The following is a 12613-nucleotide window of genomic DNA, read 5'->3' as shown; positions in this document are numbered from 1 at the left end:
ATGCGTCACATGCGGCAGACGGCTGGCCCTGCGTCCCGACGAGCAGCAACCGGAGATTTTCATGACCCAACCGATCGACGCGGCATCGCCGCTGTGGTTCTACGATTTCGTGTCGCCGTTCTCGTACCTGTTGCTCGAGCAGCACGACAAGTGGCCGAGCATGCCGTTCTCGCTCGTGCCCGTTTCCGTCTATGCGCTGTATCGGCATTGGGGCCAGCGCCCCACGAACGAAGTGCCGCAAAAACGCACGTTCGTCTATCGGCATGCGCTGTTTCGCGCGGAGCAGCTCGGCATTCCGTTCAAGATGCCGCCGGCTCACCCGTTCGATTCGACGAAAGCGCTGCTGCTCGCCAGCGCGATCGAAGCCGATGTCCCGGCCGTCTGTTCGATCTTCCGATTCATCTGGCGTGACGGCCGCGATCCGTCCACGCCCGACGGCTTCGCCGATTTGTGTCAATTGCTGAACGTGTCGCATGGCGAGCGGCTGATCGAACACCCCGATACGAAGGCTCGCTTGCAGCGAAATTTCGACGATGCGCTTGCGCTCGGCGTATTCGGCGTGCCGACGTTCCGGCTGCACCGGCAGTTGTTCTGGGGCGAGGATGCGTTGCCGATGGTGCTGTATTGCGCGCGTTCGCCGGGCTGGCTCGAATCGCCCGAAGTCAAACGTATCAGCACGTTGCCGAGCGGGATGACGACGTGATTGCGCCCACGCGCCGCGAAAGCGGCCAGCAAGCGCCAGCGAACGAGGCACGCAGCGCCGACTCGCTCGATATCTGGCTGCTGCGCGTGCTGCGCACGTTGCTGACCGAGCGCAGCGTCACGCAAACGGCGCTGCGATTGAATCAAACGCAGCCCGCGATCAGTACCGCGCTGCGCAAGCTGCGCGAAACGCTGAACGATCCGATCCTCGTGCGCGGCAAGACGGGCATGGTGCCGACCGAGTTCGGCGCGTCGCTGCTCGGGCCCACTCAGCGCGCGTTGCGCGACGTCGATTTCGTCGCCACGCCGCACGGCAATTTCGACCCGGCCGCGACGCGGCGCATGTTTCGTATCGCCGCGCCCGATTACCTGAACGACTTCTTCATGCCGACGCTGATCGCGCGTTTTCGCGAGGCGGCACCGCAAGCGCGGCTCGAAATCGATTCCCTCAATCCCGGGCTCGATCACGGCGCGGCGCTCGAGGCGGGGGAGCTCGACCTCGTCGTCGGCAATTGGCCGAAACCGGACGCGCGCTTCGCGCGCAGCGATTTGTTCAGCGATACCGTCGTGTGCATGATGCGCGGCGATCATCCGCTCGCGCGGGAGCCGCTCACGCTCGAGGGCTATCTCGGCGCCGCGCATCTTGCGCCCACGCCGTATAGCGGCGCGCGGCGCAATGCGATCGAGATCGGGCTCGCGCGGGCGGGCGCGGCTCGGCGCGTCGTCACGACGCTGCCGTACTTCGGCCTCGTGCCGCAGGTGCTGCTGCACTCCGACCTGATCTTCACGACGACGCGGCGCTTCGCGATGCACTACGCGCGGATGCTGCCGCTGGCCGTGTGCGAGGCGCCGATCCCGTTTCCGCGCATCAAGTGCTACCAGATGTGGCATCCGCAGCCGGACCGGCCGCACGATCTCGCCTGGCTGCGCGCGCTCGTGGACGAGGTGTCCGCGCAACTCACGGTGCGCTCGCGCAAGAACGAAGCGTAAGCGCGCCCGAGCCCGAGCCCGAGCCCGCACGCCTTCAACGCTCGCTCGCGCGCCGCCGCTCGGCGATCCGGTACTCGGTCGGCGAAATCGACAGCCGCTTGCGGAACATCTTGGCTAAGCCGTCGCCGCTGCCCACGCCGCAGCGGCGCGCGATCTTGTCGACGGGCAAATCCGTGCCGACGAGCAGCACGCAACTCGCATCGAGCCGCGCACGGACCAAATACTCCGACGGCGTGATGCCCATCTGCGACTTGAAGCGCCGCAAGAAGCTGCGCTCGCTCATCGCGGCAACTTCCGCGGCCTTGGCCACTGAGATCGGCTGGCCGTAGTTTTCGCGGATCCAGCGCGCCGCCGTGTCGATTTTCTCGCGGGCGCCGCCATCCTCGAGTTCGCCGAGCACGGCCCCCAACCGGCGCCAAGCGCCCGGCACGGCGCGCTCCGCGATGGCTCGGGCGGCCTGAGCGCCACGGTCGCGCTTGACGATCGACAGCGCGCACGCAACCGGCCCCAGCGGATCGTCGAGCGCGATGGGCGGCTCGGCGTGCTTGGCCGGGTGCGCGGCAAGATGGGTGGCCTGAGCCGGGCCCAGCGTGAACGGTCTGCCTTCGGCGTCGCCGGCGGGAACGCTCGCCGCGGCGGCGAGGATCGCCGCGCCTTCGCCGACCGCCCGCACGGTTTCCGTGCGTTCCAATAAGGCGCGCAAGCGGTGCGCGAACGATTCGTCGGATGCAAGGCGCGCGGCGCCTCGGCCCCCGGGAATGAACAGCGCATGCAAGCCGGTCGCCGCGTGCGCGTCGAGGTTGTCGGACCATACGCGCATCGTGGCGCTGCTGGCGATACTGCCGCCCGTGTTCGACATGACGATCAGCACATACGGCTCGGCGGCTGCGGCCGGGGAAAGCGAAGGCGGCGCGGCGGCCGAAGAGGCCGAAGAGGCCGAGGAGGCCGAAGAGGCCGATGAGGGATCGAACCTCGACGCCGGGCTCACGGGTTCGTCGTCCGAGGCGATCGGGCGCGCTCGAGCGGGCGCGGGGCGTTCGCCTTCGAGGTCGTCCGCGAGCCGGAACACTTCCGCGATGGAACTCGCTTCGACGAGCGAAAACCCGTCGTACACGAGGATAGCGATGCGCTTGGCCATGTGGGGGCAGGCGTGACATGCCGCGTGCACGTGACGCAGGCGGCGCGAGTCCAATGGGTCGCATGGTATGCGCGAGCGGCGCCCGCACCGCCACCTAGTCGGAAAAACGCGAGATGTTGTCAGATGCCTTCGATACCGGGACGTCTCCATACGCGCCGCCGTTCATTGACCGGCGTACCCGGCGGGCGCCGTCACGTGCGCCTTGATCGCCGATAGGTTCGTCGAGACGACGTAGATCGGCGATTCGGTCAGCGTGAGCGCGACGCGGCCTTGGCGGTAAGGCAAGCGAGCGGCGTTGCCCATCGCGTCGAAGACGGTGACTTGCCCCGAGGTGCCCGCGGCATCGACTTGCAGCGTGTACGGCACGCTATAAGTCGCGCTGAATCCCGAGGTGGCGTTCCAGTGCGCGTTCTCGTGCGTCCACAGCGCCGTGACGACTTTCCCGCCGTTCAATCGTTGGAACGCGTAGCCGTAGACGCCGGCCGGGACGTCGTTCAAATGGCCGAGGGTGGTGGTGCCGTCGATGAGGCGGGTCATCGCGCACACCGCCATGGCGGCTGGCTTGGGGCTGATGTCGCGCGCACCGTAAGCGCCTCTCGCATGTTCGAGATCGAAGAACAATCCGTAACCGGGCGGCGACTCCGGTATGTCCGACGAATAAAACACATAGGTCATGTCGACCCCTTCGCCGAGCAAGATCAAATGCGTGCGTGCCACCACGGCGCCTTGAGCGAAGAGGACGTTTTGCGTCGGAAAATCGTTGCCGTACTGCGCGCCGATGTCGTAGCTGATGCCGGTCTCGGTGGCGAACAATTTCGCCCCCGGCGACAGCGTTCGCGTCATCCATGCACGCAAATCGCGCAGCGAGGCCGGCAAGGCGTTCGCGGCCACGGCCGGATCCGGCTCGGTCGCAAGCCGCTCGGGCGGATGCGAGGGGGACGTGCCCGCGTCGTAGTAGCCGTGGATCGTGAGGCCATCGAGATAGCGGCCGATGTGGAGCGGTGCGAGGCGCGCGAGCCAGCGTACGTTTTCGCGCACGGACGCATTGGTCGGACCCATGACGACGGCATGCGGATCGGCGGCGTGAATCGCCTCGTAGCTCACGCGGTATAGGTCGACGAAATGCGCGTCGGTGTCGAGCCACGGCAGGCCCCCGTCGTAATCGGGCTCCCAGGTGACTTGGTAGTAGTTGTGCTGTTGAGTGGGGAAGTAGGCGGCGCGGATGCGGGCCGAATCGGCGCCGACGCGGCTCAAATAGCTCGCATAGGCGGCCTCCGAGAGCGGCGCGTAGCTATGCGTCGCCGCGCCGGTCGGGCTTGCCCATCCGGGAATGCCGTCCAATTGGATCAAGCGCATGATGTCGCCTTGCCTGAAATACGGGGCGAGCGTCGCGGGGCCGGGCTTGAAGGTATCGGGGTGCGCCGGCTCTTCGATGTACCAGTTGCGCGTGTCGTTGGCCCACGACAATCCGAGCGCCGGATAGAGCGGACGATAACCGTCGCCGTCGCAACATCGCTGCCCCGCGCGCAGGTAGTTGGCGCCCTGGCCGCCGAACCGGTGTTGATCTTCGTGCGCATACGAAACGGGCGGCAGCGCCGAGGAAACGTCGGGCAAGACACCGAACGTGGCGATGCCGGCCGGGCGCGTGCCGCGCCGCGCGAGCCTCTGGCCGCCGTGGACGAGCGACGCCATGACCGCGAAGTAGCCGGCCCGCGACGACGTGCAGTCGAGCGAGGCGCTCGCGTTCCCGGCATCGATGGGCAAACGGCCGGCGGAGCGCACGACGTTCCATGCGTCGCGGATTTGCCATTCGATCGTGTCGGCTTTGGATGTCCGCGCCGCGAGCGTCACCTTGAACGGCTCGCCGAGCGCGACGAGCCGTGTGCCGTCGCGGCTCACGATGTCCGCGTCGATGCCGTCGGCGAGCGCGTGGTCTTGCTCGCGCGAATCGGGCGGCACCGCCGCGTGCGCCGTGCAACTTAGCTGGCCTGGTGTGAGCAGCGCGCCCGAGGCGGCGGACGCCTCGCCGGGACCGGCCGGCGCGGCGGTATCCCGGTTCGCTTCGGAATCGGCGCGGCCGCATGCGGCGAGCGAGACGGACAACAAGAGCAGGGCCGCGATGGCGGGGCGAAGAGGGGCGGGGGCGGCGCGGCGCCTGCCGGCGACGCCCGCGGTAGCGCGCGCCGAGCCGCGGCGGGCGGCATTCGACCGGTGAACGGTAGGGGCAGCGAGATGCATGAGTCGCCTCGGGCCGGTGCGACGTTGCGTGTTTCGGATCGACCCTAGAGTGCAACACGCAACGCGCCGCGCCTCCGTGCCCGATCGAACGAAACCGAGCGGAAGAACGTGGCGCGCCGCGCCGGCGCGGCGCTGATCCCGCTTCTGCCTTCCGTTATGAGCCGGTATAACCCGCCGGCACGGTTGCGTTCGCCTTCATGACCGCTGCGTTGACGGAGACGACGTAAATCGGCGATTCGGTCAGCGTCAACGCGACTTGGCCGTTCGTGTAGGGCACGGTGGCGGCGTTGCCCATCGCATCGAGGACAGTGACTTGCCCCGAAGTGCCCGCGCTATCGACCTGCAGCGTGTACGGCACGCTATACGTCGCACTAAACCCCGAGGTGCTGTTCCAGTGCGCGTTGTCGTGCGTCCATAGCGCCGTCACGACCTTGCCGCCGCCGAGCTTTTGAAACGCGTAGCCGTATACGCCGGGCGGGACGCCGTTCAGGTATCCGAGCGTGGTCGTGCCGTCGAGGATGCGCGTCATGGCGGCCACTTCCATGGCGGCCGGTTTCGGGCTGATGTTGCTTGCGCCGTACGTGCCGTTCGCATCGTTCAGGTCGAAGAACATGCCGTAGCCGGGCGGCGAATCGGGCGTATCCGACGAATAGAACACGTACGACATGTCGGCGCCTTCGCCGAGCAAGATCAAGTGCGTGCGCGCGACGACCGCGCCGTGCGCGAACAGCACGTTCGGCGTCGGATAGTTGGGACCGTACGCGCTCCCCTGGTCGTAGCTGATGCCCGTTTCGGTCACGAATAGCTTCGCGCCCGGTTTGAGCAGGCTCGTCATCGTCCCGCGCAGCTCGCGCATCGACGCCGGCAACGCGTTGGCCGCCGTGGCCGGATCGGGGTCGGTGGCAAGGCGCTCGGGCGGATGCGACGGCGAGGTGCCCGCATCGTAGTAGCCGTGTATCGTCAGACCGTCGAGATACTGGGCGATGCCGAGCGGAGCGAGCCGTTTGAGCCACGCGGTGTTCGATCGCACCATCGCCGCGGTGACGCCCATGACGACGGCGTTCGGATCGGTCGAATGCACGCCGTTGTAGGCGGCTTGGTACATCGCGACGAGATTCGCATCCGTATCGACCCACTGCGTCGGTCCGCCGCCATCGGGCTCCCATGTGATCTGGTAATAGTCTTTCGCTTGATTCGGAAAGTAGGCGGCGCGGATCTGAGCCGAATCGGTTCCGACACGGCTCGCGTAGTTTTGGAAGGCCGATTCCGACGCGGGGGCATACCCTTCGGTTTGCGCGCCCGTGGGGCTCGCCCAGCCCGGAATGCCATCGAGCTGAATGAGCCGCATGATATCGCCGGCCTTCAAGTACGGTGCCAGCGTGTTCGTGCCGGGGACGAACGTGTTCGCTCCATTCGGCTCTTCGACGTACCAACTGCGCGTGTCGTTGGCCCATGACAGGCCGAGATCGGTGTCGAGCGGACGATAGCCGTCGCCGCTGCAACAGGTTTGGCCTGGTTGCAGGTAATCGGTGCCCTGGCCGCCGAAACGGTGCTGGTCCTCATGCGCATAGGTGGGCGACGGAAGCAATGCCGAGACGTCGGGGCGCACGCCGAACGTCGCGATGCCGCTCGGGCGCGTGCCGAGCGAGGGCAGCGCGTTCGCGGACGTCACGAGCGAGGCCGCGACCGAAAAGTATCCGGCGAGCGTCGACGAACAGCGCAGCGTGACGGTTTGCGCGCCGGCGTTCACGGGAAAATGCCCGCTCGCTCGCACGACATTCCAATCGTCGAGCACTTGCCAAGAGACCGAGTCGCTCGCCGAGGCGCGCGTCGTGATGGATAGGTTGAACGCGGTGCCGAGCGCAAACGTGCGCGTGCCGTCGCTGCCGGGCGTGTCCGCTTCGATCGCGGGGCCGCTGCCGGCCGCGCTCGCGGCCGCGGACGGTTGGCCGCAACTGAGCGCTTGGCCGCCGGCCGCGACGACCGGGGTGAGCGTGCTCGATTGGCCCGCAGGCGTCGCGCCGGCCGGGCTCGTGCCGCCGGCCGAGGCCGAGCTCACGTTGCCGGCGGCGTTGGATGGGGCGCCTGCGCTCCCGCCCGAGCCGCCACAGGCGGTCAATAGCGAAAGCGCGGCGACGGCGGCGCAGCGATGCAAATAGGCGCGGCGCGCGCGAGTGGGCAAGTGATGCGTCATCGATCGTCGAGTCGTGGTCGGTGCGCCGAGGCTTCGCGAGCAGGCAAAGCGCGGCGCCGCGCATCGATGGACGCGATGCGCGTGGTTTCGCCAAAGGCGAGGTCAATGGGGAAGTGGCGCGGCGCTCGTTCGGCACGGGCGGCCGGAGCGAACGTTCGAAGTATCGTGCGAAGAATAGGATTGTCACGCCGGCGCCTGAGGTCCGACGAAAGCCTGATTTCACACGAATCGCAGCCGAGAGACTACAAGTTTTGCCGCGCTTTTAGGAGCGTCCGATCTAGTCGATTTGCGCATCGTGCCGTGGCGGATTAGGACGCCTGCGTAGCGGGTGGCGGCTCGTGCGTGGTCGCCATCCTTCTTATCGAACGACGAATGGCGTGTGCCCTTCGAGGTCAACCTTACCGCTACACGACGGCTATCGATGCGTGCGCGCGACGGCCACGATAAGACGGCTACACAGGCCTCGCGGGTACGAACGCACGTTGCCGGCCCAGCGATGCTGCGCCGCGCAAGCAAGGCGTCTTCCGCTCTCGAATGACTATTGGACGAAAAATCGAAATACGAATGGGTTAAAAGACGCTGATGCATTGATTGCGATTTTCAATCGCGCTAAATGAATCACCGATGAAACATGCCGTGCAATGATTTCAATTATTTTTCGACGATAGGAAAGTGGAAACGAAGAAGGCGCCGCCGCTGCGACACGCGGAGAATATGCGGTTGCATCACGGCCAATGTGGCCTCAACAACACAGCGATCCAACCGCAGCCGTTATCGTCACCCCATGCGTTTGCGCGCATGCGGCCGTAGCGAAGACCGCGCGCGCCACGCATCCGGACAGTCCCGGTGAGCGCTTGCCGCGCGCCGGGCTCGATCGGCTCAATCGAAGCCGGCGTCATCAAGCAGCACTTCGGCCGCGCATAACGAAGCAACACACAACAACACACAGCAACGCACGATCGGGGACCTCGAGCGTCGAAAAACGCGCGGTGTCCGGCATGGCTTTTGCCGGGGCGGCGTGTCGTTTTTCGGCTAATTGCTGGGCAATAGCGACGGCTTTCTCGACGATTTGTCCGATTCGCCCAGGCATGCAAGACGGGCTGTAAACATCGGTTAAAACATTAGGCGGTATCCGCCGGAATCTATCCGACAAGATGTCGCCGAATTACGTCATGCGATCCGCACAGCGGACGGGTACTGCCTACGATGCACTGCACTACGAGGGGGATCCGGACCATGCCGGCGATGATTCGTGAGGGAAATATCATGCCTTACGCGAGTACCGAACCCACACTAACGGGATGGTGGCGCGCCAGCGCGCAAAACGCTCCGAGCGCCACGCGGCGTATCGCGATCGTGCTATTCGACGGCTTCTCCTTGCTCGGAACGGGCCTCGTCGCCGAAGTTTTCCATGTGGCCAACGAGTTGGCTTGCACGAGCGCTCGTCACTTGCAGGCCTATGACATCGCGTTCCTGTCGGCCGAAGGCGGCAACGTGCGCTGCGCCTCGTCGGTGCGGGTCTGGACCGACGGCCTCGATGCGCGGCATTACACGGGCTTCGACGCGCTCTTCATAGCGGGCGGTAAAGGGGCACGGGCCGCGGCGGCCGACGAGCGCCTGATCGGTTGGCTGCGCCACGTGCAGACGAAAACGGCCAATATCCGCGCGATCGGCGAGGGCAGCTTGCTGCTCGAGGCGGCCGGAATCGACGGCATCGACAAGGTCTATCACTTCGGCTCCTATCTGCGGCAGACGGCGCGCGAAGACGATGCGGACGAGCGGCTCGAGCCCATGAAGGGCGCGTTGACGATGGTCAAGCGCGATCTCGGCCTCGAACTCGCGCGCGCGGTGGCCGAGCGCTTGATGCCCGGATCGAGCGCGCGTTTCGTGCCGTTGCTCGGCGACGGCTGCGCGGCCAGCGCGGGCGACAAGATTCGCGCGGCCGCGCGCTGGCTGCAGGAAAACTGCGAGCGTCCCATTTCGATCGCCGATGCCGCCCAAGTGGCCGCGATGAGCGAGCGCAATTTCCTGCGCCGCTTCAAGCTCGAATTGGGTACGACGCCCTCGGACTATTTGTTGCAAGCGCGTCTGGCCATCACGTGCAGCTTGCTGATCGACTCCGAGTTGCCCGTCGATAAGATCGCGCGCCGCAGCGGCATGGGCAACGGCGATCGCCTGGCGAAAATCTTTCGCAAACGGATGATGATTTCGCCCACCGAATTCCGCTCGCAAAGCCGCCGCGGCGCCGGCGGTTGAACGGGGAGCATCGGTATGAGGTTCGATCTGCGTCGATACGAGCGCGCCGGTGCGGGGCCGCATCTCGCGCCGCCGGCCACCGCCGAGAAGGTCGGCGACGAACGCGGCGCGCGCGTCGCGTGCCGCCGGTTGGTGCCCGTCGTGCTGGCGGGCGGGGCGGGCACACGCCTGTGGCCGATGTCGCGCGAGCACTATCCGAAGCAGTTGATCGACGTGATCGGCGCCGACTCGTTGCTGCAAGCGACGGCGCATCGCATGGACGGCTTCGCGCCGGAGTGGGACGTGGCCGATGCGCCGCTCGTCGTATGCGGCGACGAGCACGCTTTCATCATCGCCGAACAACTGCGTGCGAGCGGCGTGACGCCGCGTTTGATCGTCGAGCCGGAGCGCCGGGATACGGCGCCCGCCTTGACGTTGGCCGCCGCGCTCACGTGCCGGCGCGATGGCGATGCGATCCTCGTCGTGATGCCGGCCGATCACGCCATCGCCGATGTCCGCGCCTTGCAGGGGGCTATCGAATTGGCGGCGCGTCATGCGCAGCGCGGCGACATCGCGGCGCTGGGCGTGCCGCCGACACGGCCGGACACCGGCTTCGGTTACGTGCGCATCGGCGATGCGCTCGGCGACGGCGCGCATCGGATCGACCGCTTCGTGGAAAAGCCGCCCGCGCAGCTCGCTTCGCAATATGTCGCGAACGGCGGCTACTGGTGGAACAGCGGCATCTTCGTGTTGCGTGCCTCCGTGTGGCTCGACGCGCTGCGGCGCGTCCGGCCCGAGATGCACGCGGCTTGTCTCGCGGCCGTCGCGCATGGGGTGAGCCGCGAGGCGCGCTTCGAGCCGCAACGCGATGCGTTCGCGCGCGCTCCGGCCGATTCCATCGATTACGCGGTGATGGAGAAAATCGGCGGGCCCGATGCGCCGTGCGCGGGCGTGGTCGTGCCTTTGAGCGCGGGCTGGTCCGACCTCGGCTCGTGGGATGCGGTGTGGGACGCGATGCATAAAGACACGGACGGCAACGTCGCGCGCGGGCGCGTCGTGCTGGAGGGCGCCGTCTGCACGTTCGCGCATGCCGAGAGCCGCTTGGTCGCATGCGTCGGCACGACGGATGTCGTGGTCGTCGAGACGCCCGATGCCGTGCTCGTGGCCCACCGCTCGCACGTGCAGCGTATCAAAGGGCTCGTGGCGCGTATCAAAGCCGAGCACGCGCCCGAGGCCGAGACGCATCGCAAGGTGCGCCGCCCATGGGGCTTTTACGACTCGATCGATCACGGCGATCGCTTCCAGGTCAAGCGCATCGTCGTCGCGCCGGGCGCGCGGCTGTCGCTGCAAATGCATCACCACCGGGCCGAGCATTGGGTCGTCGTGCGCGGCACCGCGCTCGTGACGCGCGGCGAAGAAGAGTTTTTGCTGAGCGAGAACGAATCGACGTTCATCCCGCTCGGCGTGCGGCATCGGCTCGGCAATCCGGGCAAGGTGCCGCTCGAAATCATCGAGGTGCAGTCGGGCGCCTATTTGGGCGAGGACGACATCGTGCGCTTCGAAGACAACTACGGCCGTTGCACGAGTGATAGGGCGGGCCCCTGAGCGCGAGGGCGATAGACCGAGCGCTTCGTTGCGGAGAACGCAGATGCGTGAAATACAAGGTGTCATGACACGGCTGTCCGATGTCGCCATCGTGCTCGCGGGTGCGGCGCTGGCCTCGCACATCCGGTTCGCGGACGGGGGCGCGCACGACTTCGTCGCGCCGTTCGTCGCGCTGACCGCCGCATTCGTGCTCGTGCTGTTTCCCGCGTTCGGCGTCTACGACTCATGGCGCGGGCGCGCCAAGCGAATGCTCGCGGGGCAGGTCGCGCTCGCATGGTTCGTCGCGCAAGCATGTGCGTTGACGGCGATGTTCTCGCTGCGCGAGATTGATTACGTGTCGCGGTTGTGGTTCGTCTATTGGAGCGCGCTCGGCGGCGCGCTCTTGATCGGCTATCGATTGGCGGCGCATGCCGTGCTCGCGCGCTTGCGGCACGCCGGTATCAACTTGCACCAAGTCGCGATCGTCGGCGCGGGCGCGCACTGCGAGGGGATCTTGCGGCGGATCGAGGCCGCCCCCGCCACGGGCTTTCGAGCGGCGGCCGTGTTCATCGCGCGCGAGCATGCGGCCAGCGCGCCCGAGTCCGATAAAGCGGCGGGCGACGGCGTGCGCCGCTTCGACGACCTCGATGCGTTCGCGCGCTACGTGCGCGGCAGCGACTTGCACGAAGTCTGGCTCGCGCTGCCGCTGTCGGAGGAACGCACGATTTTGCGCGTCGTCGGCGAGTTCCGCGACGACTTGGTCAACATCCGCTTCATGCCCGACGTGCGCTCGCTTGCCCTGTTCGAAAGCGGCGGCGTGATCGATCTGCTCGGCGTGCCGGCGATCAACCTCGTCGCCTCGCCGCTCTCGCCCAGCGCGCTGCTTGCGAAAGCGCTCTTCGACCGAGTTTTCGCGGCCTGCGCGTTGATCGGTCTCGCGCCGCTCTTGGCCGTCATCGCCGCGGCCGTCAAACTGTCCTCGCCGGGCCCCGTGCTGTTCAAGCAAAAGCGCAAGGGCGCGGACGGGCGCGTGTTCACGATGTACAAGTTCCGCACGATGCGCGTTCATGAGCAAACGCCGGGCGTCTTGCAGCAGGCGGTGCGGCACGACCCGCGCGTGACGAAGCTCGGTGGGTTCTTGCGGCATACGAGTCTCGACGAGTTGCCCCAGTTCTTCAACGTGCTGCGCGGCGACATGTCCGTGGTCGGTCCGCGCCCGCATGCGCTCGAACACGACGATCTCTACCGGAAGGTGGTCGCCGGTTACATCCATCGATACCGGATCAAGCCCGGCATCACGGGCTGGGCGCAAATCAACGGCTATCGCGGCGAAACCGATCGAATCGAAAAAATGGAGCGGCGCGTCGCGCACGATTTGTACTACCTCGGCAATTGGTCCTTCGGTCTCGACATGCGGATCATCGCGGCGACGATCGTCAAGGGATTCGTTCACAGCAACGCGTACTAGCCGCGCCTGGCGCCGCGGCTACCGGCGTGCGCTCGCGTATCGGCTCGCTCGATCGAGCCCTTCG

8 protein-coding genes are annotated in these 12613 nt (G+C 66.7%); 5 read left to right on the top strand and 3 right to left on the bottom strand.

Features of this window, described 5'->3' with window-relative positions:
* The first annotated feature begins 61 nt into the window (after window positions 1-61).
* Window positions 62-703 (top strand): DsbA family protein, encoded by a 642-nt coding sequence (locus C0Z18_RS23405; protein ID WP_102647888.1) that lies wholly within the window; start codon window positions 62-64, stop codon window positions 701-703.
* Window positions 700-1692, top strand: coding sequence for a LysR family transcriptional regulator (locus C0Z18_RS23400; protein WP_233217452.1), 993 nt, complete (start codon window positions 700-702; stop codon window positions 1690-1692). The genes C0Z18_RS23405 and C0Z18_RS23400 overlap by 4 nt, the downstream gene beginning before the upstream one ends.
* Before the next feature lie 34 nt (window positions 1693-1726).
* Here the strand turns inward: C0Z18_RS23400 and C0Z18_RS23395 are convergent, their stop codons facing one another.
* From C0Z18_RS23395 to C0Z18_RS23385, 3 genes are all read right to left on the bottom strand, one after another.
* Window positions 1727-2830, bottom strand: coding sequence for a helix-turn-helix domain-containing protein (locus tag C0Z18_RS23395; protein WP_233217451.1), 1104 nt, complete (start codon window positions 2828-2830; stop codon window positions 1727-1729).
* Between the two features lie 162 nt (window positions 2831-2992).
* Complete coding sequence (locus tag C0Z18_RS23390) at window positions 2993-5068, bottom strand: hypothetical protein (RefSeq protein ID WP_233217450.1); 2076 nt, start codon at window positions 5066-5068, stop codon at window positions 2993-2995.
* A 154-nt stretch (window positions 5069-5222) separates the two neighbouring features.
* Window positions 5223-7262, bottom strand: coding sequence for a hypothetical protein (locus tag C0Z18_RS23385; RefSeq protein WP_233217449.1), 2040 nt, complete (start codon window positions 7260-7262; stop codon window positions 5223-5225).
* A gap of 1266 nt (window positions 7263-8528) precedes the next feature.
* Here C0Z18_RS23385 and C0Z18_RS23375 point away from each other — a divergent pair.
* Genes C0Z18_RS23375 through C0Z18_RS23365 form a run of 3 tightly spaced genes read left to right on the top strand, consistent with a single transcriptional unit; the run spans window position 8529 to window position 12549 of the window.
* The gene (locus C0Z18_RS23375) at window positions 8529-9518 is read left to right on the top strand and encodes a GlxA family transcriptional regulator (protein WP_102647884.1); all 990 of its coding nucleotides are present in this window, start codon (window positions 8529-8531) and stop codon (window positions 9516-9518) included.
* A gap of 15 nt (window positions 9519-9533) precedes the next feature.
* Window positions 9534-11102, top strand: coding sequence for a mannose-1-phosphate guanylyltransferase/mannose-6-phosphate isomerase (locus C0Z18_RS23370; protein ID WP_102647826.1), 1569 nt, complete (start codon window positions 9534-9536; stop codon window positions 11100-11102).
* 43 nt (window positions 11103-11145) lie between these two features.
* Window positions 11146-12549, top strand: coding sequence for an undecaprenyl-phosphate glucose phosphotransferase (locus tag C0Z18_RS23365; protein WP_102647825.1), 1404 nt, complete (start codon window positions 11146-11148; stop codon window positions 12547-12549).
* Window positions 12550-12613 lie beyond the last annotated feature (64 nt).

The organism is Trinickia dabaoshanensis (genome assembly GCF_002879885.1).
GTDB lineage: Bacteria > Pseudomonadota > Gammaproteobacteria > Burkholderiales > Burkholderiaceae > Trinickia > Trinickia dabaoshanensis.
This window is presented reverse-complemented; position numbering and strand designations above follow the sequence as displayed.